This is a genomic window from Thermithiobacillus tepidarius DSM 3134 (assembly GCF_000423825.1).
In the GTDB taxonomy this organism is placed as follows: domain Bacteria; phylum Pseudomonadota; class Gammaproteobacteria; order Acidithiobacillales; family Thermithiobacillaceae; genus Thermithiobacillus; species Thermithiobacillus tepidarius.
In genome coordinates this window covers 25838-52329 of record NZ_AUIS01000008.1, presented here as the reverse complement: position 1 = coordinate 52329, position 26492 = coordinate 25838, and the positions used below count along the sequence as shown (strand labels likewise).

Here is a 26492-nt window from a genome sequence, read left to right as displayed (position 1 = left end):
CCGGCGCAGCCTATTGGAACAAGGAGTGATCTCATGAGCCATTTTCTCGACCGGATGCTGTTCTTCCGAAAAAACGTGGGGCACTTCGCCGACGGCCTGGGCGTGGTGGTGAAGGAGGATCGCGAATGGGAGGACGCCTACCGGATGCGCTGGCAGACCGACAAGGTGGTGCGCTCCACCCACGGGGTGAACTGCACGGGATCGTGCTCCTGGAAGATCTATGTCAAGAGCGGGCTCATCACCTGGGAAATCCAGCAGACCGATTATCCGCGCACCCGTCCGGACCTGCCCAACCACGAGCCGCGCGGCTGCCCGCGCGGCGCCAGCTATTCCTGGTACGTCTACAGCGCCCAGCGCCTGAAGTATCCGCTGGTGCGCGGACGCCTGATGGAGCTGTGGCGCGAAGCGCGCAGCCGCCTGGGGCCGGTGGAGGCCTGGACCGCCATCCAGGCCGATCCGGCCAAGCGCAGGCAGTACACCGCCGTGCGCGGCCTGGGCGGCTTCGTGCGCAGCAACTGGGACGAGGTGACGGAGCTGATCGCCGCCGCCAACGTCCACACCATCAAGCAGCACGGCCCGGACCGGGTGATCGGCTTCTCGCCGATCCCGGCCATGTCCATGGTCAGCTACGCCGCCGGCGCCCGCTACCTGTCCCTGATCGGCGGCGTGCTGCTGTCCTTCTACGACTGGTACTGCGACCTGCCGCCTTCGAGCCCGCAGGTCTGGGGCGAGCAGACCGACGTGCCGGAGTCGGCCGATTGGTACAACTCCACCTATCTGCTGGTCTGGGGCTCCAACCTGCCGCAGACCCGCACCCCCGACGCCCACTTCTACACCGAGGTGCGCTACAAGGGCACCAAGACCGTGGCCATCGCCAGCGACTACGGCGAATACGTGAAGTTCGGGGACATCTGGCTCGCCCCGAAGCAGGGCACGGACGCGGCCCTGGCGCTGGCCATGGGCCACGTGATCCTGAAGGAGTTCCACCTGCCCGGCAAGAGCGCCTACTTCGACGCCTATTGCCGCCAGTACACCGACATGCCCATGCTGGTCACCTTGCGCGAGCACGACGGCACCCTGGTGGCGGACCGCCTGCTGCGCGCCGCCGACCTGGAGGGCGGGCTGGGGCAGGCCAACAATCCCGAGTGGAAGGCCGTGGTGATCGATGAGCTCACCGGCTATCTGGTGTCGCCCAACGGCAGCATCGGCCACCGCTGGGGCGAGGTCGGCGTGTGGAACCTGGAGCTCCGGGACGCCGCCAGCGGCCAGGAGATCAAGCCGCGGCTGAGCCTCATGGGGGTGCAGGACGAGGTGGCGGCGGTGAGCTTCCCCTACTTCGGCGGCGACCGTGACGCGCTGCTGGCCCGCCAGGTGCCGGTCAAGCGCCTGTCCGTGAACGGCCGGGAGACCCTGGTGGCCACGGTCTACGATCTGCTGCTGGCCAATTACGGCATCGACCGCGGGCTGGGCGGGGAGAACGTGGCCGCCAGCTACGACGAGGACGTGCCCTATACGCCGGCCTGGGCGGAGAAGATCACCGGCGTCAAGCGCGCCGACATCGTCACCGTGGCCCGCGAGTTCGCCGACAACGCCGACAAGACCCAGGGCAAGTCCATGGTCATCCTGGGGGCGGGCCTCAATCACTGGTACCACAACGACATGATCTACCGCGGCATCATCAACATGCTGGTGATGTGCGGCTGCGTCGGCCAGTCGGGCGGCGGCTGGGCGCACTACGTGGGACAGGAAAAGCTGCGGCCGCTGACCGGCTGGACGCCGCTGGCCTTCGCCCTCGACTGGCACCGGCCGCCGCGGCAGATGAACGGCACCTCGTTTTTCTACAACCACAGCAGCCAGTGGCGGCACGAAAAGCTCAAGGTCGACGAAATCCTGTCGCCCACCGCCGACCCCGCCCTGGTCGACCAGCGCCTGATCGACTTCAACGTGCGCGCCGAGCGCATGGGCTGGCTGCCGTCCGCCCCGCAGTTGGAGAGCAATCCGATCGAGGTGGTGCAGCAGGCGGAAGCGCTGGGCCTGGACCCGGTCAAGTACGCGGTGGAGCAGCTGAAATCCGGCGCCCTGCGCTTTGCCAGCGAGGATCCGGACAATCCCCGGAATTTCCCGCGCAACCTCTTCGTCTGGCGCTCCAATCTGCTCGGTTCCAGCGGCAAGGGCCACGAGTATTTCCTGAAATACCTGCTGGGCACCCAGAACGCCGTGCTGGGGCCGGATCTGGGCGAGCTCGGGGAGCCCAAGCCCAACGAGGTCGTGTGGCACGAGCAGGCGGCGGAGGGCAAGCTGGATCTGCTGGTGACCCTGGACTTCCGCATGTCCACCACCGCCCTCTACTCGGACGTGGTGCTGCCTTCCGCCACCTGGTACGAGAAGGACGATCTCAACACCTCCGACATGCACCCCTTCATCCACCCGCTGACCGAGGCGGTGCAGCCCCTGTGGCAGAGCCGCAGCGACTGGGAGATCTACAAAGCCATCGCCAAGCAGTTCTCGGCGCTGGCCGCCGAGCACCTGGGCACCCGCAAGGACCTGGTGCTCGTGCCTCTGCAGCACGACACCCCCTCCGAGCTGGGCCAGCCGCTGGACGTGCGCGACTGGAAGAAGGGCGAGTGCGAGCCGGTGCCGGGCAAGACCCTGCCCCATGTGGTGGTGGTGACGCGCGAATACGGCGACACCTACAAGAAATTCACCGCGCTGGGTCCGCTGCTGGACAAGCTCGGCAACGGCGGCAAGGGCATCAACTGGAACACGGACGTCGAGCTCAGGCAGCTGGCCGAGCTCAACCGGACCGTGCAGGCCGAGGGCGTCAGCCAGGGGCGGCCGCGCATCGACACCGCCGTCGACGCCTGCGAAGTGATCCTGATGCTGGCGCCGGAGACCAACGGGCACGTGGCGGTGAAATCGTGGGAGGCGCTGTCCACCATCACGGGCCGCGACCACACCCACCTGGCGCTGCCGCGGGAGCACGACAAGATCCGCTTCCGCGACATCGTGGCGCAGCCGCGCAAGATCATCTCCTCGCCCATCTGGAGCGGCATCGAATCCGAGGAGGTGAGCTACACCGCCGGCTACATCAACGTGCACGAGCTCATCCCCTGGCGCACCCTGACCGGCCGCCAGCAGTTCTACCAGGACCACAAGTGGATGCTGGACTTCGGCGAGGGCCTGTGCGTGTACAAGCCCCCCATCGCCACCAAGACCGTCCAGCCGGCCATCGACCGCTTCGGCAACGGCCAGCCGCATCTCGTGCTCAACTGGATCACGCCGCACCAGAAATGGGGCATCCACAGCACCTACACCGACACCGGCCACATGCTGACCCTGTCGCGCGGCGGTCCCCACATCTGGATTTCCGAAGTGGAGGCGCGCGAGGCGGGCATCCGCGACAATGACTGGGTCGAGGTCTTCAACGTCAACGGCACGTTGACCGCGCGCGCCGTGGTGAGCCAGCGCGTGCCGCGCGGCATGGCGCTCATGTACCACGCCCAGGAGAAGATCGTGAATGTGCCCGGCGCGGAGACCAGCGGCTTCCGCGGCGGCATCCACAACAGCGTGACGCGCACGATCACCAAGCCGACCCACATGATCGGCGGCTACGCCCAGCTGAGCTACGCCTTCAACTACTACGGCACCGTCGGCTCCAACCGCGACGAATACGTCATCGTGCGCAAGATGCAGCACGTGGACTGGATGGAAGGGCCGCTGACCCCGGAGCGGGAGGCCATGCGCAGCCCGGCCCGGGCGCGATGACGTCCGCCGCCGCAAAACGAGGAGATCCGCATGAGAGTGAGAGCGCAAATCGCCATGGTGATGAACCTGGATAAGTGCATCGGCTGCCACACCTGTTCCATCACCTGCAAGAACGTCTGGACCTTCCGCGACGGCATGGAATACGTCTGGTACAACAACGTCGAGACCAAGCCCGGCATCGGTTATCCCAAGGAGTGGGAGAACCAGGAGCGCTGGAACGGGGGCTGGGCGCACAAGGGCGACGGCGAGATCCAGCCGCGCCAGGGCAGCCAGTGGCGCATCCTCGCCAATATTTTCGCCAACCCCAACCTGCCCGCCATTGACGACTACTACGAGCCCTTCACCTTCGACTACCAGCGCCTGCACGACGCGCCGCTGTCCGAGACCCCGCCCACGGCGCGGCCGGTGTCCATCATCACCGGCGACAAGATGGACAAGGTGGTCTGGGGGCCAAATTGGGAGGACGATCTCGGCGGCGAGTTCGAATCGCGCAGTCGCGACATCTGCTTCGACGACGTGCAGAAGGAGATGTACGCCACCTTCGAGAACACCTTCATGATGTACCTGCCGCGCCTGTGCGAGCACTGCCTCAATCCCACCTGCGTGGCCTCCTGTCCCTCGGGCTCCATCTACAAGCGCGCCGAGGACGGCATCGTGCTGGTGGACCAGGACAAGTGCCGCGGCTGGCGCATGTGCATCAGCGGCTGCCCCTATAAGAAGGTCTACTACAACTGGAAATCGGGCAAGGCGGAAAAGTGCATCTTCTGCTTCCCGCGCATCGAGGTCGGGCAGCCGACGGTCTGCTCGGAATCCTGCGTCGGGCGCATCCGCTACCTAGGCGTGCTGCTCTATGACGCCGACGGCATCCGCGAGGCGGCCAGCGTCGCCGACGAGCAGGATCTCTACGAAGCGCAATTGGGCATCTTCCTCGACCCCAACGACCCGGTGGTGATCGACCAGGCGCGCCGCAACGGCATCGCCGAGGCCTGGCTCGAGGCGGCGCGCCGCTCGCCGGTGTACAAGCTGGCCATGGACTGGAAAATCGCCTTCCCCCTGCACCCCGAGTTCCGCACCCTGCCCATGGTCTGGTACGTGCCGCCCCTGTCGCCGATCCAGGCCGCCGCCGAGAGCGGCCGCATGGGCATGAACGGCATCATTCCCGACACCCGCTCGCTGCGCATCCCGGTGAAATACCTGGCCAACCTGCTCACCGCCGGCGACGAGGCGCCCGTGGTCCGGGCGCTGGACCGCATGCTCGCCATGCGCGCCTACATGCGCGGCAAGTCGGTGGAGGGCCGCGCCAATACCGAGGTGCTCAGCCAGGTGGGGCTGAGCGAGGCGCAGGTGGAGGAGATGTACCGCTACCTGGCCATCGCCAACTACGAGGACCGCTTCGTCATCCCCACCGTGCGCCGCGAGGTGTCGGAGGAGGCCTTCACCGACAAGGGCTACTGCGGCTTCTCCTTCGGCAACACCTGCTCCGACGGCGTGTCCAAGGCGGGCCTCTTCGGCACCCGCAAGACGCAGCGGCTGCACTACCATCCGCGCCCCAAGTCCACGGGAGGGCTGCCTTCATGAAAACTTTCAAGGCATTGGCGTTGCTGCTCACCTATCCGGAGCCGGCCTGGCTGGCCGCCCTCGACGAAGTGGAGGCGGTCCTGGTCGAGGAGACGGCCTCCAACGGCGCGGCGGCAGGCTCGCTGAGCGCGCTGCTGCAGCACCTGCGCGGCGAGCGGCTGATCGAGCTGCAGCAGCACTACGTGGCCACCTTCGACCGCAATCCGGCCCACTCGCTGCATCTTTTCGAGCATATCCACGGCGAGTCGCGGGAGCGCGGGGAGGCCATGGTGAGCCTGCTGCAGGAATACCGGCAGCACGGCCTGGAGATCGACGCCGACGAGCTGCCGGACTACCTGCCGCTCTTCCTGGAGTATCTGTCCCTGCGGCCGGAGGACGAGGCGCTGGCCCTGCTGGGCGAAGCGGTGGACGTGCTGGCGCTGATCGGTGGGCGCCTGGCCCGGGACGGCAGCCCCTACCAGGGCATCTTCCGGGTGCTGGAGGCGCTCTCGCCGGTGGCGGCCGCGCCGCTGGCCGAGCAGCCATCGCGCGACATGGAAGACGCCCTGGTGCGGTTCGGGCCGGGGGCGGACGGCGTCGAGCCCCTGCTGACGCCCAAGCCGCAGGTGGCCTACGTGGACCCGCCCCGGCCGGGCTCGCGGGCGCCGACCGGCATCGGTCAGGCGTAGCGGTTTGCATCGATTCGGCATCGCGACACGGGAGATTCGGCCATGGACAACCTGGATTACCTGCTTTTCGGCATCTATCCCTACGTGGGGCTGGCGATCTTTCTGCTGGGCAGCCTGTTCCGCTTCGAGCGCGAGCAGTACACCTGGAAGAGCGACTCCAGCCAGCTCCTGCGGCTCGGGCAGCTGCGCCTGGGCAGCAATCTCTTCCACATCGGCATTCTCTTTCTCTTTTTCGGCCACCTCTTCGGCCTGCTCACGCCCCACTGGCTCTATGAATCCTTCGGGCTGTCCACGCCCGACAAGCAGATGCTCGCCATCATCAGCGGCGGCATCGCCGGCATGATCTGCCTGGTGGGCCTGGTGCTGCTGATCCACCGGCGCCTGGTCGAGCCGCGCATCCGCGCCACCACCCGGCCCATGGATCTGGTGGTGCTGTTCTGGCTGCTGATCACGCTGGTCCTGGGACTCATCACCACCTATTTCTCCTATCAGCACCGCGACGGCAGCGTCATGCTGCTGCTGGCCGGCTGGGCGCAGCACATCCTGACCTTCCGCGGCGGCGCCGTGGAACTCATCGCGCCCGTGCCGATCATCTACAAGATCCACATCTGGTTCGGCATGACCGTGTTCGTGCTCTTCCCCTTCAGCCGGCTGGTGCACGTCTGGAGCGGTTTCGCCGCCGTCGCCTATCCCTGGCGCAGCTATCAGGTGGTGCGGCCAAAATGATCCGAGGAGGAGCGGCATGTCCATTACCGTGAACGGCATCGAGATCACCGACCAGGACGTGGAGCGGGAGCTGCCCTTCCACGCCGCGGCCGAAGCGCCGCTGCGGTCGGCGGCGCAGGCCCTGGTGCTGCGGCATGTCCTGCTGCAGGAGGCGGAAAGGCTAGGACTGACGGCCGCGGCGGCTGACGCGGGCGAGCGTGCCGAAGCGCTGATCGAGCAGCTCATCGCGCAGGAGGTGCGGGTGCCGGAGCCGACCGAGGCCGAGTGCCGGACCTATTACGCCAATCATCCCGAGCGCTTTCGCAGCGGCGATTTGGTGGAAGCCAGCCACATCCTGTTCCAGATCAACGAAGGATCGCCGCTGGCGCTGATTCGCGCCAAGGCCAACGAGGTGCTGCAGGAGGTCCTGGCGCAGCCCGAGCGCTTCGGGGAGCTGGCGCGCCGCTATTCCAACTGCCCTTCCGGCGCGGCCGGCGGCAATCTCGGCCAGCTCTCGCGCGGGCAGAGCGTGCCGGAATTCGAGGCGGTGGTCTTTCGCATGCGCAGCGGCGAGATCCGCAGCCGCCTGCTGGAAACGCGCTTCGGCCTGCACATCGTCAAGGTGGAGCGCCGGATCGACGGCGTGCAGCTGCCCTTCGAGGCGGTGCGGGAATGCATCGCCGGCTACATGAGCGAGGCGGCCCGCCGCCGGGCGATCCACCAGTACCTGCAGATCCTGGTCGGCCAGGCCGTGATCCACGGCATCGAGCTGACGGGGGCGGAAACGCCGCTGGTACAGTAGCGACAGCATGCGCGACGGGCCGCGCCCGTCCGCTCAAGGAGGCACACCATGACACATGTGGCAGTGGTGGGCGCGGGTATCGCCGGCGTGCCGGCGGCCTACGCCCTGCGGGAGCGGCTCGGGCCGCAGGACCGGGTGACGGTCCTGTCCGACCGGGACTACTTCCATTTCGTCCCTTCCAACCCCTGGCTGGCCGCGGGCTGGCGCGATCGCAACGACATCGCCTTTCCCATCGGTCCCTATCTGGCCGAGCGCGGCATCGACTTCCTCGCCCGGCCGGTGGCCCGCGTCGATGCCGCGGGCAAGCGGCTGGAACTCGCCGACGGCGGCGGCCTGGACTATGATTTCCTGGTGCTGGCCACCGGCCTGGAAGCGGCCTTCGACGAGATCGACGGGCTCGCCGCCCATACCCATGCGGTCATCCACCTGGAGCAGGCGCTGCGGACCCGGGCCGCCTATCGGGATTTTCTCGCCAAGCCGGGGCCGATCGTCATCGGCGCCGCCCAGGGCGCGTCCATCCTGGGCCCGGTATATGAATACGCTTTCCTGCTGGACGCCGATCTGCGCCGGCGGGGCATGCGCGAGCGCATCCCCATCACCCTGGTGACCCCGGAGCCCTACGTGGGACACCTGGGCATCGGCGACAGCGAGGCGCGCAGTCTGCTGGAGGCGGCGCTGCACGAGGCGAAGATCGGCTATCTGTGCAACGCCAGGACCCTGCGGGTGGAGGCGGGCCAGATCCACGTCATGGAGCACGACGGCAGCGGCCGCGAAACCCAGGCCCATGCGCTGCCCTTCGCCTTCAGCGTGTACTGGCCCGCCTTCCGCGGCGTCGCCGCCCTGCGGGCCAGTCCCGACCTGACCGACGAGCGCGGCTTCGTGCGCGTCGACGAATACCTGCGCAATCCCGGGCACCCCGAGGTGTTCGCCGCCGGCGTCTGCGTATCGCGCCCGCCGGTGGCGCCCACGCCGGTGCCCATCGGTGCGCCGGCCTCGGTCTATTCCATCCAGCAGGAGGTCGACAGCGTGGTGCACAACATCCTGGCGGCCCGCGACGGGCAGGCGCCGGCCAGTTCGGCGCCGCTGCGGGCCCGCTGGCTGGCGGACATGGGCGAGACCGGCGCTGCCTACCTGTCTGCGCCCCAGGTGCCGCTGCGCGACATCAATTGGCTCAAGCAGGGGCGCTGGGTGCATCTGGCCAAGGTGGATTTCGAAAACTATTTCCTCAACAAGATCAAGCTCGGGCCCACGGCCGGGGCCAGCAGCGTGGCCACCGTGGTGCGCCGCCTGGAGTCCAGCCAGGGGCAGGCCGCGCCGCTGCCGGCCGCTGGGCGGGCGGCAACCCACCTGGATGTGCCCGTGCAGCAGGAACTGGATTACGAACTCCGGGCCCTGGCCCAGGTGTTCGGCCGCGACGAAGGCAGCGTCGCCGCCGAGCTGCTGAGCGCCGCCCTCAAGGATGCCCGTGCCCTGATCGGCGGGCGCTTGCGGGAAGACGTGGAACGGGCGCGCCGGCAGATCGTGCTCGCCGAGCTGCCGGAACGGCGACCGGGGGCGGAGTTCGAGGCCGGCGCCCCCTGAGCGCGGCGGCCGGCGTGCGTTGCGACCTTGCCCGCCGCTGGCGGGCAAGGCGTTTCAGGGGGGGCGTGCCTCAGCCCGGCTTGCCGTCGGCCCGGGGCCGCCAGTAGAGCGGCGCGTATTTGGCCGCCCAGGGGCCGACGCTGGCCAGCCAGACCAGGGCGGCCAGGGGGTAGGCCAGCCCGGGGGCGAGCGGCAGGCCCAGGTCGGGGAGAACGCGCAGCAGGGCGGTGGCCTGCATGCCCAGGAAGAGCGCCCAGGTGATCGCGTCAGCCACCAGCGGCCGGCCCGAGTGGCCCAGGGTCACGCGCGAGGCCATGCCGATGACCATGGAAGCGAAAAAGCCGATGGCCAGGGCGTGCAGGGGGGCGAGCCCGAACGGCACGCCAGCGGGATCCCGCAGCGCGCCCAGGCTTTGCAGGCCGTAGAGGGCGAGGGCCACGGCCAGCCACAGGAAGGACAGGTGCAGCACGGCCAGCAGGCGCGCCTGCAAGCTGCGCCGCAGCCCCCAGCGCCAGGACAGCAGGACGGCGATGGCCAGCAGGGGCAGGTCGACGAGCCAGCGCCAGGCAAGAAGGCCGAGCAGTTCCAGCAGGACATGCCCGGCGGCGCCGGCCAGCACGGCCCCGAACACCCAGTACGGCCGATAAATGACGTAGGGGGCCAGCACGCGGCTGGAGAAGAAGGGGATCATGCGGTGGCTGACGGTGAAGAAGACCGGCAGCAGGAAGAGCCAGACGCCCACGCCGCGGCTGATCTCGATCCAGCGCGGGTTGCCGCCGAGCAGCCCCAGGCCGAAGGCGGCGGCCCCCAGCCAGCCCAGGCTCAGGCCCAGGCTGGTGACGCGGGCATGGCGCTTGTCGGCCTCCCGGCTGCGCCACTGGATCTCCAGCAGGGTGGCGAGCCCCAGGCCCCAGCCGGCCAGGAGCAGCAGCACGGCGCCGGGCAGCAGCGCCCGGCCGGCGACCAGTCCGACGTAGAACAGCAGCATGCCCGCCGCCATCAGCAGGGCCGCCGGCACAAAGCGCGCCGGCGGGACCTTCGCCCCGTTCAGCCAGTTGGGGTAGGTGGTCATCAGGAAGCCGAAGATGTAGAAGGGAAAGAAGCCGTAGATCAGCAGGAAGGCGTGCCCCCAGGCGGGCGGAATGCTCCACGGCAGCGGCGCGTAGACTTGGGCATAACGGCCCAGCAGATCCACGAGCCACCACAGCATGGCGCCGACGGCCTGCAGCGCCCCGAACAGAAACATGAGCCGGTGCGGGGCGGCACCGAGCTGGCGCCACCAGGAGAGTTTGCCAGCCACGCCTTTTTCCTCCTCCATGCCGGGCCGCGCAGCCGGGAGCTGTTCCGCCAGCCCCGGGCGCGGGAAAGTCGTCTTGCTCATCAGTAATTGTAGGTCATGAACACCCAGGTCTTCTGGATATCCACGTTGGCTTGGGCTGTGCCGGGGAAGTTGACGCCGGCCTGCTCGTCGGCGCGGTAATCGGCGTACTTGGCCCCCAGGGTCAGACGCTGCATCAGCGGATAAGTTGCCAGAAAGTCGATTTCGCTGCCGAAGCGCACGTCGCCGGCATCGGAGCGGTAATCGTGGTAGACCATGGAGAGCTGCGCCTTGGCGACGGTGGCGCCCAGGGTAGCGAAGAGATCGCGCAGGCCGTTGCCGGGGGTGGTCAGGAAGAGGTCGGCCCAGCCGTTGAAGGCGTGCCTGGTCGCCAGCGGCGTCTGGAAGCCGTAAGTGGCGTTGGCGTTGGTGCCGAGCACTTCGTAATCGAATCTGGCGCTGATGTTGTGGAACTGCGGCCAACTCAGGCCGGCGCCCAGGTGCCAGTAATCGGTGTTGAGCCCGGCGCGGCCGCCGGCGTAGGCCAGTTGTTTGGCGTACTCGGCCGTGTACAGCGCCTTCACCCCGCCCAATGGATAGCCGCCGTCCAGGCGCAGGCCGGTGATGCCGTTGGACAGGTTGTTGGCTGCCCCGTCGGCCTTGGTGCGGTCGTCGTAGAAGTAGCCGAAGCCGGCCAGGGTCGTGCCCTTGACCGGCTCGATGCCGGCGCGCAGCAGGGTCAGGCGTACCGGTTGCAGGTTTTCGTTTTGTCCCACCGGCGGCTGGAAGTGAGCGTAGCTGGCATGCACCCGGGTCAGATAGGCGGCATACAGGGTCACGCCCGCCAAGCTTTTGTTCTCCAAGCTCACGCCGTCGAAAGTCTGCATGTTCTGGCGCCAGTCCACGTTGCCGATGAAGCGATGGTTGTCCAGGGTGATGATCTGTCGGCCCAGCTTCAGGGTGGTCTGCGGCAGGCCCGTGTAGCTCAGCAGCGCCTGATTGACCGCGGTCCGCTCCGCGTCGGCCACGGTTGGGTACTGGGTCTTGCCGTTGCTGCCGTCGAAGAAGGCGTCGTTGGCCAGATGAGTGACGTTGCTGAGCTGCAGGGTGGCGCCGAGGCCGGCCACCGGCCGGGTGCTGTAGCCGAGCAGGGTGCGCATGGTGAAGGCCTGGGCGTTCTCGGTCTTGCCGTCCTGGTTCACGAACTCATAGCGCGGGCGCAGCTGCAGGCTGACTTTGCCGCCGCTGATGGCGTCGCTCAGCACGTCCGCGCTTGCTGCCGGCGCGGACAGGTTCAGGGCCAGCAGCAGGGCCGCGGACAGGGAGAGGGGGTGGGGCTTGCGCATGGCTTTCTCCTTTGTGGGTGATGCAGCCGGTACAACGTAGGTCCTGCTTCAGGTCACCAGCTTGACCGGGATGCCCAGGCCCTCGACCCTGAGGGCGAAGTCCCGCATCCAGGCCGCCGGCAGCCGCGACACGTGCACCGCTTCGGGGCGTTGGACGGGCCGGCTTGGTCCGTAGAGGTGCACGCCGCGCAGGGGTACGCAGTCCGCCTGCAGGTTGCGCAGCAGTTTCAGATAGGCCTGGGTTTCCTCCGGAGGCGGCGGCTGGCCGTCCCAGGCGAAGAGGCAGGTCTGCAGCCAGGTGGGACAGGTGCGCGCGGCCAAGGCGATGTTGTGGGTCATGCGCTTCACCACTTGGCGGATGCCGTTGATTCGATACATGCCCATGCGGCTGGCGCTGTCCACCTTGAACCAGATCTCGCCGTTGCGCGCCGCCATCTGCGTCAGCCCCTGCCGTACACGCAGGCGGGAAAGCAGGCTGCCGTTGGTCAACAGGAGCAGCTTGATTCGTCCGTTCAGGTGGAACTCATCCATGATCTGCGCGATGCATTCGAGCACCTCGTCGAAGTTGGGGGAGAGCGTCGGTTCGCCATTGCCGGACAGGGCGATATCGCTCAGCCGGCGTGCCTCGGGCGGCACTCGCCGGATCATGAAATCGCCATCCAGCACTTGCCGCAGAAAACCACGCAATTCCCGGGCCAACAGGCCGATGTGGATCGGCGGCGCCGCGCCGCGCCTGGGTGCGGGCACCTGGCAATAGACGCAGCGCCAGTTGCAGGCGTGGTTGGGATTCAGATTGATGCCGATTGAAACGCCGCCGGTGCGGCGCGAGATCACCGGATAGACGTAGCTCAGTCCGGCGCTGTTGCGGCTGTGCTCGTCAAAGCTCAGCACCTGGGACGCATGGGGCACGGCGCACCTCCTGTGGGTCAGGGTGTGTCCCGGCCCGGAGGCCGGCTCTGTATCGGCATTGTCTGGTGCGGCCGCGTCCACCGGCCTTGATCAAGGTCAAAAAAACACGGATTCCGCCCGCCGGCCCGGCCCCCTGAAAAGCGTTTTTTTTGACTTGCATCAAGGTTCCGGCCCTTGCTTCATGTCACCTTGAGCGCGTCGGTCAAGCCCTTCAATCAGGAGGACGGGAGGCGCGCCATGGCAAGTCAACGCTACAAACAGATGTCGGTCCTGACGATGAGCACCGTGGCCTTCACCACGTGTTTCGCCGTGTGGGTCATGTTCTCCATCATCGGCATCCCGATCAAAGAGCAGCTCGGACTCAACGAGACCCAGTTCGGCCTGCTGGCCGCCACCCCGATCCTGACCGGCGCCCTGGTGCGCCTGCCGCTCGGCATGCTGACCGACAAGCTCGGCGGCCGCAGCGTTTTTTTTGCGGTCATGTTAGGGACAATCATACCCATTTATCTTGTTGGGCGGGCAACACAGTACTGGCAGTTTCTGCTGCTGGGGCTCTTCGTGGGGTTGGCCGGCGGCGCCTTCTCGGTAGGCATCAGCTACGTGGCCCATTGGTTCGGCAAGACGCGCCAGGGCCTGGCCATGGGCATCTTCGGCGCCGGCAACGCCGGCGCGGCGCTGACCAAGTTCGTGGCGCCGTCCATCGTGGTGGCCTACGGCTGGACCATGGTGCCGACCGTCTACGCCGCCGCCATGCTCGTCGTGGCATTGTTGTTCTGGTTCCTGACCTACTCCGACCCGGCGCATTGCGCGCCCCGGCACGTGACCTTCCGGGACCAGCTGCTCGCCCTGCGCGATCCCAAGGTCTGGAAGTACTCCCAATATTATTCCCTGGTCTTCGGCGGCTACGTGGCGCTGGCCCTGTGGATGACCAAGTACTACGTCGCCGAATACGGATTCGATCTGAAAACGGCGGCGCTGCTGGCGGCGGCCTTCTCGCTGCCGGGCGGCGTGCTGCGCGCCTTCGGCGGCTGGCTGTCGGACAAGTGGGGCGCGCACCCGGTCACCTGGTGGGTGCTGCTCGTCTCCTGGGTGTGCCTCTTTTTCCTGGCCTATCCGCAAACCGAGCTGACCGTCCGCACCCAGCACGGCGAGATGCACTTCGCCATCGGCCTCACGCCGCCGGTGTTCACCGTGATCATGTTCGTCATGGGCACGGCCTGGGCCATCGGCAAGGCCTCGGTCTTCAAATACATCGCCGACGATTACAAGCAGAACATGGGCGTGGTGTCCGGCGTGGTCGGCCTGGCCGGCGGCCTGGGCGGCTTCCTGCTGCCCATCATGTTCGGCGTGCTGCTGGACTTCACCGGCGTCAATTCCAGCATCTTCATGCTGCTGTGGGGCATCACCCTGGTGTCCCTGGTGTGGATGTACTGGACCGAAATCGTGCCCGCGCGCAAGGAGGGCCGGAAGCCGAGTCCGGTCGCCGGCGCCGTGGCGCAACGAGTGTGAGCATTACGGCTGAACCCACCCTGAGTGAAAGGAGGAAGTCATGGCAGCCCATGTATTAACCCGTTGGAATCCGGAAGACCAGCTCTTCTGGAAAGCGGAGGGCAAGGCGATCGCCCGGCGCAACCTGTGGATCTCCATTCCGGCCCTGTTCCTCGCCTTCGCGGTGTGGATGGTGTGGAGCATGGTGGTGGTGAACCTGCCCAACGTCGGCTTCAAGTACGACAACAACCAACTCTTCTGGCTGGCAGCGCTGCCCGGCCTGTCGGGGGCCACCCTGCGCATCTTCTACTCGTTCATGGTGCCGATCTTCGGCGGGCGCAAGTGGACCACCCTGAGCACCGCCTCGCTGCTGATCCCGGCCCTGGGCATCGGCTTCGCCGTGCAGAACCCGGACACGCCCTACAGCACCATGGTGCTGCTCGCCATCCTGAGCGGCTTCGGCGGCGGCAACTTCGCCTCCAGCATGGCCAACATCAGCTTTTTCTTCCCCAAGGCGGAGAAGGGCACGGCCTTGGGCCTCAACGCCGGGCTCGGCAACCTGGGGGTGAGCGCCATGCAGTTCCTGGTGCCGCTGGTGATCACGGCCGGGGTGTTCGGCGCCCTGGGCGGCGACTCGCAGACTTGGCTCAAGGACGGCGTGAGCAAGGACATGTGGCTGCAGAACGCCGGCTTCATCTGGGTGCCCTTCATCGCGCTGGCGACCCTGGCCGCCTGGTTCGGCATGCACGACCTGGATGCCGCCAAGGCCTCCTTCGCCGAGCAGGCGGTGATCTTCAAGCGCAAGCACAATTGGCTGATGTGCTGGCTCTACATCGGCACCTTCGGCTCCTTCATCGGCTACTCCGCGGGCTTCCCGCTCTTCACCAAGACCCAGTTTCCCGACGTGAATCCGACCCAGTACGCTTTCCTGGGGCCGCTGATCGGCGCCTTGGCGCGGGTGGCCGGCGGCTGGATCTCCGACAAGCTGGGCGGCGCGGTGGTGACCTTCTGGACCTTCATCGTGATGGCGCTGGCGGTGTTCGGCGTGCTGGCCTTCCTGCCCCATGACGGCGCCGGCGGCAATTTCTGGATGTTCTTCGCCATGTTCATGGTGCTCTTCGCCGCCAGCGGCGTGGGCAACGCCTCCACCTTCCGCATGATCCCGGTGATCTTCACCACCCATCACCAGCGCGCCGCGGCCGGCAAGGGGCGGGCCGCCGAGGAGCAGGCGGTCAAGGACGCCAACCGGGAGGCGGCCGCGGTGCTCGGCTTCAGCTCGGCGGTGGGCGCCTACGGGGCCTTTTTCATCCCCAAGGGCTTCGGCACCTCCATGGCCATGACCGGCGGCCCGCAGGCGGCACTCTACGTCTTCATCGCCTTCTACGTGAGCTGCCTGCTGATTACCTGGTGGTTCTATTCGCGCAAGAACGCGGAAATGCCGAGCTGAGGGGCATCCGGGGCGCGGTCGCGCATTCGCGGCCGCGCCCCGCGTCCGTCCGCGCGCCAAAGGGGATGAGCGCGCGCGTGGACGGACCGGAAGCGAATCGGGCTTTTTTGACATACATCAACAACCGTCGCCCCGCTTCGTGGTGTGATAACAACCGACAAAGGCATCAGAAGATTCTGAAATGCCGATCAGGGGCTGACTTGGAGGCAATATGAGCCACTTTATCGATCGTCTGAAGTTTTTCAACAAGGTCCAGGACACGTTCTCCAAGGGACACGGGATCGTGACCAGCGAGGACCGGCAATGGGAGGATGCCTACCGGCGGCGCTGGCAATTCGACAAGGTGGTGCGCTCCACCCACGGGGTGAACTGTACGGGCGGCTGCAGCTGGAAAATTCACGTCAAGAACGGTTTGGTGGCCTTCGAGATCCAGCAGACCGATTATCCGCGCACCCGTCCGGACATGCCCAACCACGAGCCGCGCGGTTGCCAGCGCGGCGCCAGCTACTCCTGGTACCTGTACAGCCCCCACCGGATCAAGCACCCCATGATCCGCGGCCGCCTGCTGGAGCTCTACCGCGCCGAGCGCGCCGCCGGCAAGGACCCGGTGGAAGCCTGGGCCGCCATCCAGGCCGATCCGGCCAAGCGCAAGCAGTACACCGCCGTGCGCGGCCTGGGCGGGTTCGTGCGCAGCAACTGGGACGAGGTGACGGAGCTGATCGCCGCCGCCAACGTCCACACTATCAAGCAGCACGGCCCGGACCGGGTGATCGGCTTCTCGCCGATCCCGGCCATGTCCATGATCAGCTATGCGGCGGGCTCGCGCTACCTGTCGCTGATCGGCGGCGTGCCGCTGTCCTTCTACGACTGGTACTGCGACCTGCCGCCTTCGAGCCCGCAGGTCTGGGGCGAGCAGACCGACGTGCCGGAAGCGGCCGACTGGTACAACTCCACCTATCTCATCGTCTGCGGCGCCAACCTGCCCATGACCCGCACCCCGGACGCCCACTTCTACTCGGAAGTGCGCTACAAGGGCGCCAAGGTGGTGTCCATGGCCCCGGATTACGCCGAGTACGTGAAGTTCGCCGATCTGTGGATGCCGGTGCGCCAGGGCACGGACGCCGCCGTCTTCATGGCCATGGGCCACGTGGTGCTCAGGGAGTTCTTCCTCGAGCGCCAGGAACCCTATTTCCTGGACTACGCCCGCACCTACACCGACCTGCCCATGCAGGTGATCCTGCGCCCGCACGGCCAAGGCTACGCCAGCGACCGTTTCCTGCGCGCTTCCGACTTCGACGGCCAGCTCGGCGAAGCCAACAATCCCGAGTGGAAGACCATCGTCTATGACGAAGTGAGCGGAGCCTTCGTGGCGCCCAACGGCTCCATCGGCTACCGCTGGGGCGAGGAGGGCAAGTGGAACCTGCTGCCCAAGAACGCCGCCGACCAGTCCGCGATCCGGGCGGAGCTGTCCTGCATCGAGCACCATGACGCGGTGGTGCCGGTCGGCTTCCCGCACTTCACGCCGGGCGAGTCCTCGCTCCTCTACCGCAATGTGCCGGTGCGCCGGATCCGGCTGGCCGGCGGCGAGGAAGCCTACGTCGCCTCGGTCTTCGACCTGCAGGTGGCCCAGTACGGCCTGGACCGCGGTCTGGGCGGGGAGAACGTGGCCAGTTCCTACGACGACGCCCGGGTGCCCTACACCCCGGCATGGCAGGAGAAGATCACCGGCGTCAAGCGCGCCGACGTGATCCGCACCGGCCGCGAGTTCGCCGACAACGCCGCCAAGACCCAGGGCAAGTCCATGGTCATCCTGGGCGCGGCGATCAACCACTGGTTCCACAACGACATGAACTACCGCGCCATCATGAACCTGCTGCACCTGTGCGGCTGCGTGGGTCAGAGCGGCGGCGGCTGGGCGCACTACGTGGGCCAGGAGAAGCTGCGGCCGCAGGCCGGCTGGGCGCCGGTGGCCTTCGCCCAGGACTGGCACCGGCCGTCGCGCACCATGAACGGCACCACCTTCTTCTACTTCCATACCGACCAGTGGCGCTACGAGCGCGTGGCCGCCGACGAGCTCCTGGCCGACACGGCCAAGGGCAAGTACCGGGGCTATAGCCTGGGCGACTACAACGTGGTGTCTCAGCGGCTGGGCTGGCTGCCCTCGGCCCCGCACTTCGACCGCAATCCCCTGGAGATCGTCGCCGCGGCGGAAAAGGCCGGCGCCAAGGACGAGGCCGGGGTGGCCAAGTACGTGGTGGAGCAGCTCAAGAGCGGCAAGCTGGCCTTCGCATCCGAGGACATCGACAACCCGGCCAACTTCCCGCGCAACCTCTTCGTCTGGCGCGCCAATCTGCTGGGCTCCAGCGCCAAGGGCCACGAGTATTTCCTGAAGCATCTGCTGGGCGCCCAGAACGGCGTGATGACGGACGGCACGGAAGGCCGCGAGTCCAAGGAAATCCGCTGGCGCGAGGAGGCGCCCATCGCCAAGCTCGACCTGCTGGTGGACATCAACTTCCGCCTGAACTCCACCGGCGCCTACTCGGACATCATCCTGCCGACCGCCACCTGGTATGAGAAGAACGACCTCAACACCACGGACATGCATCCCTTCATCCACCCGTTGAGCGAGGCGGTGACGCCGGGCTGGGAGTCCAAGTCCGACTGGCAGATCTTCAAGACCATCGCCAGGCAGTTCTCGGCGCTGGCGGCCAAGCACCTCGGCACCCGCAAGGATCTGCTGGCGGTGCCCATGATGCACGACTCGCCCATGGAGCTGGCCCAGCCGCTGGGCGTCAAGGACTGGAAGAAGGGCGAGTGCGAGCCGGTGCCGGGCAAGACCCTGCCGCTGCTGAAGCTGGTGGAGCGCGACTACGCCAACACCTACAAGAAATTCACCGCCCTGGGCCCGTTGATGAGCAAGGCCGGCAACAACGTCAAGGGCATCGACTGGAACACCGAAGCCGAGTACGAGGAGCTCAAGCACCTCAACGGCACCATCCAGGATGAAGGCATCAGCCAGGGCATGCCCTCGCTGGCCGAGGACATCCACGTCTGCGATACGGTGCTCCTGATGGCGCCCGAGACCAACGGCGAGGTGGCGCACAAGTCCTGGACCAGGCTCTCGCAGAAGACCGGCGTCGACCACCTGCATCTGTGCGAGGGCCGGCGCGAGGACAAGATCCACTACCGCGACATCCAGGCGCAGCCGCGCAAGATCATCACGGCGCCCACCTGGAGCGGCATCGAGTCCGAGCACGTGAGCTACACCGCCGGCTACACCAACATCCACGAGCACATCCCGTTCCGCACGCTGACCGGGCGCGCCCAGTTCTACCAGGACCACGAATGGATGCTGGACTTCGGCGAGGGCTTCTGCGCCTACCGCCCGCCGGTCGACCTCAGGGCCCACAGCAGCATCCCGGCGGCGGTGCGCGGCAAGCCGCACTTGGTGCTCAACTGGATCACGCCGCACAGCAAGTGGGGCATTCACAGCACCTACAACGACAACCTGCGCATGCTGAACCTGTTCCGCGGCGGCCCCACGGTGTGGGTGGCCGAGGCCGACGCCCGCTCCATCGGGCTGCAGGACAACGACTGGGTGGAAGCGGTCAACGCCAACGGCGCCACGGTGGCGCGCGTGGTGGTGAGCCAGCGCATCCCGCGCGGCATGGCCATGATGTACCACGCCCAGGAGAAGATCGTGAACGTGCCCGGATCGCCGTCCACGGGCAAGCGCGGCGGCATCTTGAACAGCGTGACCCGGGTGGTGGTCAAGCCGACCCACATGATCGGCGGCTACGCCCAGCTGAGCTACAGCTTCAACTACTACGGCACGGTCGGTTCGCAGCGCGACGAGTACGTGGTGCTGCACAAGATCGAGGACCGCGACGTCAACTGGCTGGAGCGGGGACTGACGCCGGAGCGCGAAGCCGCGCTCAACCCGCCCGGCGTCCGCTAGCAAGTTTTGTGGAGAATGAGGCAACGCCCCATGGGTAACTCTCTCGTCCATCCCCATGGCTCATTCTCCACCCTTTGAATTCAGGAGAAAGATATGAAAGTCCGCGCACAGTTTGCCTTCGTGTTCAACCTGGACAAGTGCATCGGTTGCCACACCTGCTCGGTGACCTGCAAGAACGTCTGGACCAATCGCAAGGGTGTCGAATACGCCTGGTTCAACAACGTCGAGTCGAAGCCCGGCATCGGCTATCCCAAGCAGTGGGAGAACCAGGACATCTGGGAGGGGGGCTGGGAGAAGCGCAACGGCAAGCTGGAGCTCAAGGCCGGCGGCCGCGCCAGCAAGTTGGTCAACATCTTCAACAACCCGAAGCTGCCGGAGATCGACGACTACTACGAGCCCTTCACCTACGACTACGCCCACCTGCAGACGGCGCCCCTGTCCGAGGCGGCGCCCACGGCGCGGCCCCTGTCGCAGATCGACGGCAGCCGCATGGAGAAGGTCACCTGGGGACCCAACTGGGAGGACGACCTCGCCGGCGAGTTCGAGAAGCGCGCGGCCGACAAGAACTTCGACAAGATCCAGAAGCAGATCTACGCCGAGTTCGAGAACACCTTCCACATGTACCTGCCGCGCATCTGCAATCACTGCCTGAATCCGGCCTGCGTGGCGGCCTGTCCCTCGGGCTCGGTCTACAAGCGCGAGGAAGACGGCATCGTGCTGGTGGACCAGGACAAGTGCCGCGGCTGGCGCATGTGCATCAGCGGCTGCCCCTACAAGAAGGTGTTCTACAACTGGGAGTCCGGCAAGGCCGAGAAGTGCATCGGCTGCTATCCGCGCGTGGAATCGGGCCTGCCCACGGTCTGCTCCGAATCCTGCGTCGGGCGCATCCGCTACAACGGCATCGTCCTCTACGACGCCGACCGCATCCTGGACACCGCCAGCCAGGACAGCGTCCAGGACCTCTACAAGGCGCAGATGGACATCTTCCTCGACCCCAACGATCCGGCGGTGATCGCCCAGGCGCGCGCCGACGGCGTGCCGGATTCCTGGATCGAGGCCGCCCAGCGCTCGCCCATCTACAAGATGGCCATCGACTGGAAGATCGCCTTCCCGATGCACCCCGAGTTCCGCACCCTGCCCATGGTCTGGTACGTGCCGCCGCTGTCGCCGGTGCAGTCGCAGATCGACCAGGGCGCCCTGCCGACCGGGCCGGACGGGGTCATCCCGCGCGCCGACGCCCTGCGCCTGCCGGTGAAGTACTTGGCCAACCTGCTCACCGCCGGCCAGGAGGCGCCCATCGTCAGCGCCCTGAACCGGCTCATCGCCATGCGCAGCTACATGCGCTCGGTGCACGTGGAGGGCCAGGCCGACACCCGCGCCCTGGAGGCCGCCGGCCTCGACGAGGCGACCGCCAAGGAGATGTACCGCTACCTGGCCATTGCCAACTACGAGGACCGCTTCGTCATCCCCACCAGCCACGAGGAGCTGCGCCTGGAGGACTTCTACGCCTTCCAGGGCCAGAACGGCTTCGCCTTCGGCAACGACAGCTCGGCCGGCCGCAGCGGCTTCTCGCTCTTCCCCGACCGGCGCAAGGAAACGGTGGAGCCGCTGCACTTCGTGCCGCGCGCCAAGATCAAGGGCTAAAGGAGATACCCATGCTGATCTACAGAATCCTGTCACGACTGCTGGACTACCCGGACCAGGCCCTGCGCGAGCACCTGCCGGAAATCGCCGCCCGGATCGAGGCCGATCCGGGCCTCGACGAGGCGGAGCGGGACACGCTGCTGGACTTCCTGCACTGGATGCGGGCGGCCGACCCCTACGCGCTGGAGGGCCATTACGTGCAGACCTTCGACCTGACGCCGGAGCACAGCCTGCACCTGACCCATCATCTCTTCGGCGACGAGGACCGCGAGCGCGGGCCGGCCATGGTGGACATTGCCGAGCACTACAAGAGCTACGAGCTGGAGGCGGTCGAGGGCGAGCTGCCGGACTACCTGCCGCTGCTCCTGGAGTACGCCTCCACCCTGGAGGAAACGGAGGGGCGCTTCTTCCTGGCGGATGCGGCCAAGGTGCTGAACGTGCTGGCCGCCAACCTGGAAAAGGCGCACAGCCCCTACGCGCCGCTCGTCCGTCTGATTGAACATCGCGGCCGTCTGGTCAGCCAGGCCGCTTAAGGAGTCGACCATGAACCTGCACAATTTCCTCTACGGCGTCTACCCCTACCTGGCGGGGACCATTTTCCTGATCGGCAGTTGGGTGCGCTTCGACCACGAGCAGTACACCTGGAAGAGCGACTCCAGCCAGCTGCTGTCCAGAAAGCACATGCGCCTGGCCAGCAATCTCTTCCACGTGGGCATCATCTCCATCTTCTTCGGCCATCTCGTCGGCCTGCTGACCCCGCACGCCTTTTTCCTGAGCCTCGGCGTGTCCGACATGACCCACCAGTACATCGCCATCGCGGCGGGTTCCATCTTCGGGACCATGTGCCTGATCGGCGGCGTCATGCTCTGGCTCCGGCGCATGTTCAACCCGCGCATCTCGTCGGCCAGCCGCTTCTCCGACAAGCTGATCCTGAGCTGGATCCTGGTCACGCTCCTGCTCGGCCTGTCCACCATCCCCGTGTCCCTGGGCCATGCCCAGCACGGCAATCCGGGTGTGATGATCGCCTTGGCGGAATGGGCGCAGAGCATCGTCACCTTCCAGCCACAGCCGTCGCTCATCGCCGGGGTGGACACCATCTTCAAGGTCCATCTCTTCTTCGGCATGACGGTGTTCCTGCTCTTCCCCTTCACCCGCCTGGTGCACGTCTGGAGCGTGCCGCTCGCCTACCTGCGGCGCCCCTACCAGATCGTGCGCACCAAGCGGCCCGCGCTGTCCCGCTGAGCAAGCCGTCCGTCCTGTCCGGGCCAGTATCCGGACAGGACTTCCACAGTCCGGCGGCCGCCGGTTTCGGGGAGATGCGTCATGAGTCCCTTGGTCGTCCTGGCGGGCATCGCCACCGGCATCCTGCTGGGCCTCTTCGGCAGCGGCGGCTCGATCATCGCCGTCCCCGCGCTGCTCTACCTGCTGCACGTCGGCGCCAAGCCTGCCATCGCCATGAGCCTCGGCATCGTCGCCGTCACCGCCAGCATCTCCGCCGTCGACCATTGGCGCCGCGGCAACGTGAAGCTGCCGGTGGCCGCCGTCTTCGGTCTGTGGGGCGTGATCGGCACCTACGCCGGCGCCCGTCTGGGCGTGCGGGTGCCGGCGAGCGTGCAGCTCGCCCTCTTCGCGCTGGTGATGTACCTGGCCGCCTACAAGATGCTGCGGCCGAAGCCGGCGCCCGCCGGCGCGCCCGCGGCGGACGCTCCGGCGCCGCGCCAGGGCCGCATCGCCCTGCACGGCCTGGCCGTGGGCCTGCTGACCGGCCTGGTGGGCGTGGGTGGCGGCTTCCTGATCGTGCCCGCCCTGGTGCTGCTCTCGGGCATTCCCATGAAGGAGGCGGTGGGCACCTCGCTGGCGGTGGTGGCGGCCAAGTCCTACGCGGGCTTCATCGGCTACCTGGGGGCGGTGGAGATCGACTTCCTGCTGATGGCCCTGTTCACCGGCGTGGCCATCGCCGGCAGCTTCGCCGGCGCCTGGCTGTGCCGCCATCTGCCCGCCGAGGTCCTGAAGCGCGGATTCGCCGTGTTTCTGGTCTTCGTGGCCAGCTACATCCTGTTGAAAAGCGTCTTGTGAAGACGGAGGAGTCCGGAGGACTGGCATGCTGAATACCGATCTGCCGTTGCTGCGCATCAGGGAAAAACGGCTGTTGCCCGTCGTTCAGGGCGGCATGGGGGTCGGCGTGTCGGCGCACCGCCTGGCTGGCACGGTGGCGAGCCATGGGGCGGTGGGCACCATCGCCAGCATCGACCTGCGCCATCACCATGCCGACCTGTTGGCGCAGACCCGCCGCTGCCGCGACAAGGACGAGCTGGAACGCATCAATCTGCTCGCCCTCGACCGCGAAGTGCGCGCCGCCCTGCAGCTGGCCGCGGGGGAGGGGCTGGTGGCGGTGAACGTCATGAAGGCGGTCAGCGCCCACGCGGACTACGTGCGCCAGGCCTGCGCCAGCGGCGCCCAGGCCATCGTCATGGGCGCGGGCCTGCCGCTGGACCTGCCCGAGCTGACCGCCGATTTTCCCGCAGTGGCGCTCATTCCGATTCTCTCGGATGCGCGCGGCGCGGCCCTGGTCCTGAAGAAGTGGATGCGCAAGCAGCGCCTGCCAGACGCCATCGTCCTCGAGCACCCCCGCTACGCCGGCGGGCATCTGGGCGCGCCCAAGGCGGAGGACATCCAGGACCCGCGCTTCGACTTTCCCACGGTGCTGGAAGGGGTGTTCGCGGTGTTCCGGGAACTCGGCATCGAGCGCGAGTCCGTGCCCCTGATCCCGGCCGGCGGCATTCACAGCCACGCGCAGATCCGCGAACTGCTTGCGCTGGGCGCCAGCGCCGTGCAGATCGGCACGCCCTTCGCCGTGACCGCGGAGGGTGACGCCCATCCCAACTTCAAGCGCGTCCTGGCCGAGGCCGGGCCGGAGGACATCGTCACCTTCATGAGCGTGGCGGGGCTGCCGGCCCGCGCGGTGCTTACGCCCTGGCTGAAAAATTATCTCAAGCGCGAAAGCCGGCTGCAGGCCTGCGCCCAGGCCGACCGGCGGCGCTGCGCCATCGCGCTGGATTGCCTGAGCCACTGCGGCCTGCGCGACGGCAATGCGCGGGCGGGGCAGTTCTGCATCGATGCCCAGCTGGCTGCCGCGCTGCGCGGCGAGGTGGACAAGGGGCTCTTCTTCCGGGGGGCGGGGCGCCTGCCCTTCGGCGCGGAGATCCGTCCGGTGGGCGAGCTGCTGGCGCATCTGCTGCAGGCGAATGCGTGAATCGTTGACGCGCGTCAAGGTTTCGGTCCGCCGGCCGGGCTAAGTTGAGGCTTCGTCAACCAGGCGGGGGGCCCATGGCGCTATCCGACTACGTGAACACCTTCGGGCAAGCAATGCTGCAACGCTACGGCGAGCGCGTGCACAAGCTGGCTCTTCACGCCGGCTTCACCTGCCCGAATCGGGATGGCAGCAAGGGGCACGGCGGCTGCACCTTCTGCAACAACGCCTCCTTCAATCCGGCCGGGCGCCGGCCGGCGGTCATCGCGGCGCAGCTCGCCGACGGTCGGCGGGTGATCGGCGGGCTCAGCAAGGCGCGGCTCTTCCTGGCCTACTTCCAGGCCTACACCAACACCTATGCCGCGCGCGAGGTGCTGGCCGCGCTCTACGACCAGGCGCTGGCGGAGCCGGACGTCATCGGCCTGGCCGTCGGCACGCGCCCGGACTGCGTGCCCGACACGGTGCTGGATCTCCTGGCCGACTACCGCCGCGGCGGGCTGGAGGTCTGGCTGGAGCTGGGCTTGCAGTCGGCCTGCGACGAGACCCTGGCGCGGGTGCGGCGCGGCCACGGCCTGGCCGAGTACCGGCAGGCGGTCCGCGCCGCCCGCGCGCGCGGCATTCCGGTCTGCACCCACCTCATCGCCGGCCTGCCGGGCGAGACGGCGGCGCACTGCCGGCGCAGCCTGGATATCGTGCTGGAGCTCGGCGTGGACGGCCTCAAGCTGCACCCGCTGCACGTGGTCCGGGGCACGCAGCTGGCCCGGGAGTGGCGGCGCGGCGATTACCGGCCGCTGGCTTTGGACGAGTACGTGGACATCGCCGCCGATCTGGTCCAGCGCACGCCGGCGCAGGTGGTCTTCCACCGGCTGACCGGCACGGCGCCGGCGCCGCTGCTGCTGGCTCCCGACTGGTGCGTGGGCAAGTGGCGGGTGCTCAACGGCATCGAGCGCGAGCTGCAGCGGCGCGGCCGCGGCCAGCTCGTCCCACCCGCAATGATGAAGGAGGAAGCGCAACGTGCCATCTGATGCCCTTCTGGAGCTGGTCTGCCCGGCGGGCAGCCTGCCCGCCCTCAAGGCCGCCGTGGACAACGGCGCCGACTGCGTGTATCTCGGCTTTCGCGACAACACCAACGCCCGCAACTTCAGCGGCCTGAACTTCGATGCGGCGGGCGCCCGCGAGGGCATCCGCTACGCCCGCGATCGCGGCGCCCGGGTGTTCCTGGCTCTGAACACCTACCCCCAGGCGGCGGACTGGCAGCAGTGGCATGGTGCCATCGACAAGGCGGCGGCGCTCGGCGTGGACGCCGTGATCCTGGCCGACCCGGGCCTGATGCGCTACGCCGCGGACAACTACCCGGATCTGCGCCTGCACCTGTCCGTGCAGGGTTCGGCCACCAATCACGAGGCGATCAACTTCTATCACGAGCAGTTCGGGGTGTGCCGGGCGGTGCTGCCGCGGGTGCTGTCCCTGGCCCAGGTCGAGCAGGTGCTGCGGCACAGCCGGGTGGAGATCGAGCTGTTCGGCTTCGGCAGCCTGTGCGTCATGGTGGAGGGGCGCTGCGCGCTGTCCTCCTACGTCACCGGCGAGTCGCCCAATACCTGCGGCGTCTGCTCGCCGGCCAAGATGGTGCGCTGGCAGCACACCGCCCGGGGCCTGGAGTCGCGCCTGAACGGCGTGCTCATCGACCGCTACGCGGCGGACGAGAACGCCGGCTACCCGACCCTGTGCAAGGGCCGCTTCCAGGTGAACGGCGAGACCTACTACGCCATCGAGGAGCCGACCAGCCTCAACACCCTGGCGCTGTTGCCGGCCATGCTGCGCATGGGCGTGGCCGCGATCAAGATCGAAGGGCGGCAGCGCAGCCCGGCCTACGTCGCCCAGGTGGCGCGGGTGTGGCGCGTGGCCATCGACGCGTGCAAGCGCGATCCCGCCGGCTATGCCGCGCGGCCGGACTGGGTCCGCGCGCTGGATCGCGTGGCCGAGGGGCAGCAGCACACCCTTGGCGCCTATCACCGTCCCTGGAAGTGAGGTGC

The 26492-nt window shown here is 67.5% G+C and carries 19 protein-coding genes; 16 read left to right on the top strand and 3 right to left on the bottom strand.

Annotation, left to right across the window (positions count from 1 at the left end):
• Nucleotides 1-33 precede the first annotated feature (33 nt).
• Genes G579_RS0105740 through G579_RS0105715 form a run of 6 tightly spaced genes read left to right on the top strand, consistent with a single transcriptional unit; the run spans nucleotide 34 to nucleotide 9099 of the window.
• Entirely contained in the window at nucleotides 34-3765 is a 3732-nt protein-coding gene (locus G579_RS0105740) for a nitrate reductase subunit alpha (RefSeq protein ID WP_028989421.1), read from the top strand.
• Nucleotides 3766-3795: 30 nt separating this feature from the next.
• A complete protein-coding gene (gene narH / locus G579_RS0105735; protein WP_028989420.1) occupies nucleotides 3796-5343 on the top strand; it encodes a nitrate reductase subunit beta in 1548 nt (515 codons plus the stop codon).
• Nucleotides 5340-6011, top strand: coding sequence for a nitrate reductase molybdenum cofactor assembly chaperone (gene narJ, locus G579_RS0105730; protein ID WP_028989419.1), 672 nt, complete (start codon nucleotides 5340-5342; stop codon nucleotides 6009-6011). The genes narH (G579_RS0105735) and narJ (G579_RS0105730) overlap by 4 nt, the downstream gene beginning before the upstream one ends.
• Before the next feature lie 42 nt (nucleotides 6012-6053).
• Entirely contained in the window at nucleotides 6054-6737 is a 684-nt protein-coding gene (narI, locus tag G579_RS0105725; protein ID WP_028989418.1) for a respiratory nitrate reductase subunit gamma, read from the top strand.
• Nucleotides 6738-6753: 16 nt separating this feature from the next.
• Nucleotides 6754-7518, top strand: a complete 765-nt coding sequence (locus G579_RS0105720; protein WP_028989417.1) for a peptidylprolyl isomerase — start codon at nucleotides 6754-6756, stop codon at nucleotides 7516-7518.
• Nucleotides 7519-7566: 48 nt separating this feature from the next.
• Nucleotides 7567-9099 carry an NAD(P)/FAD-dependent oxidoreductase gene (locus tag G579_RS0105715; protein ID WP_028989416.1) on the top strand — a complete coding sequence of 511 codons (1533 nt, stop codon included), beginning with the start codon at nucleotides 7567-7569 and terminating at the stop codon, nucleotides 9097-9099.
• A 70-nt stretch (nucleotides 9100-9169) separates the two neighbouring features.
• Here the strand turns inward: G579_RS0105715 and G579_RS0105710 are convergent, their stop codons facing one another.
• The 3 genes from G579_RS0105710 to G579_RS0105700 are packed head-to-tail and all read right to left on the bottom strand — an operon-like array spanning nucleotide 9170 to nucleotide 12672.
• Nucleotides 9170-10480, bottom strand: a complete 1311-nt coding sequence (locus G579_RS0105710) for an NnrS family protein (RefSeq protein WP_211218663.1) — start codon at nucleotides 10478-10480, stop codon at nucleotides 9170-9172.
• A complete protein-coding gene (locus G579_RS16060) occupies nucleotides 10480-11763 on the bottom strand; it encodes an alginate export family protein (protein ID WP_051180938.1) in 1284 nt (427 codons plus the stop codon). The genes G579_RS0105710 and G579_RS16060 overlap by 1 nt, the downstream gene beginning before the upstream one ends.
• A 48-nt stretch (nucleotides 11764-11811) precedes the next feature.
• Complete coding sequence (locus G579_RS0105700; RefSeq protein ID WP_028989414.1) at nucleotides 11812-12672, bottom strand: radical SAM protein; 861 nt, start codon at nucleotides 12670-12672, stop codon at nucleotides 11812-11814.
• A 237-nt stretch (nucleotides 12673-12909) separates the two neighbouring features.
• Here G579_RS0105700 and G579_RS16055 point away from each other — a divergent pair, with 237 nt between their 5' ends.
• The 10 genes from G579_RS16055 to ubiU all read left to right on the top strand — a co-directional run bounded on the left by G579_RS16055 (nucleotide 12910) and on the right by ubiU (nucleotide 26487).
• Nucleotides 12910-14181, top strand: coding sequence for an MFS transporter (locus G579_RS16055; RefSeq protein ID WP_051180935.1), 1272 nt, complete (start codon nucleotides 12910-12912; stop codon nucleotides 14179-14181).
• 40 nt (nucleotides 14182-14221) lie between these two features.
• Complete coding sequence (locus G579_RS0105690) at nucleotides 14222-15607, top strand: NarK family nitrate/nitrite MFS transporter (RefSeq protein WP_028989413.1); 1386 nt, start codon at nucleotides 14222-14224, stop codon at nucleotides 15605-15607.
• Between the two features lie 211 nt (nucleotides 15608-15818).
• Nucleotides 15819-19565, top strand: a complete 3747-nt coding sequence (locus tag G579_RS0105685; protein WP_028989412.1) for a nitrate reductase subunit alpha — start codon at nucleotides 15819-15821, stop codon at nucleotides 19563-19565.
• Between the two features lie 93 nt (nucleotides 19566-19658).
• Nucleotides 19659-21209 carry a nitrate reductase subunit beta gene (narH, locus tag G579_RS0105680; RefSeq protein WP_028989411.1) on the top strand — a complete coding sequence of 517 codons (1551 nt, stop codon included), beginning with the start codon at nucleotides 19659-19661 and terminating at the stop codon, nucleotides 21207-21209.
• Between the two features lie 11 nt (nucleotides 21210-21220).
• Complete coding sequence (gene narJ / locus G579_RS0105675; protein WP_028989410.1) at nucleotides 21221-21742, top strand: nitrate reductase molybdenum cofactor assembly chaperone; 522 nt, start codon at nucleotides 21221-21223, stop codon at nucleotides 21740-21742.
• Nucleotides 21743-21752: 10 nt separating this feature from the next.
• Nucleotides 21753-22451 (top strand): respiratory nitrate reductase subunit gamma, encoded by a 699-nt coding sequence (gene narI, locus G579_RS0105670; RefSeq protein WP_028989409.1) that lies wholly within the window; start codon nucleotides 21753-21755, stop codon nucleotides 22449-22451.
• Between the two features lie 81 nt (nucleotides 22452-22532).
• The gene (locus G579_RS0105665) at nucleotides 22533-23285 is read left to right on the top strand and encodes a sulfite exporter TauE/SafE family protein (protein ID WP_028989408.1); all 753 of its coding nucleotides are present in this window, start codon (nucleotides 22533-22535) and stop codon (nucleotides 23283-23285) included.
• A gap of 25 nt (nucleotides 23286-23310) precedes the next feature.
• On the top strand, nucleotides 23311-24462 hold the full coding sequence (locus G579_RS16050) for an NAD(P)H-dependent flavin oxidoreductase (RefSeq protein WP_038018427.1): 1152 nt from the start codon (nucleotides 23311-23313) through the stop codon (nucleotides 24460-24462).
• Nucleotides 24463-24536: 74 nt separating this feature from the next.
• Nucleotides 24537-25484, top strand: a complete 948-nt coding sequence (locus G579_RS0105655) for a TIGR01212 family radical SAM protein (protein ID WP_028989407.1) — start codon at nucleotides 24537-24539, stop codon at nucleotides 25482-25484.
• Nucleotides 25474-26487 (top strand): ubiquinone anaerobic biosynthesis protein UbiU, encoded by a 1014-nt coding sequence (gene ubiU / locus G579_RS0105650; protein ID WP_028989406.1) that lies wholly within the window; start codon nucleotides 25474-25476, stop codon nucleotides 26485-26487. The genes G579_RS0105655 and ubiU overlap by 11 nt, the downstream gene beginning before the upstream one ends.
• Nucleotides 26488-26492: the final 5 nt, after the last annotated feature.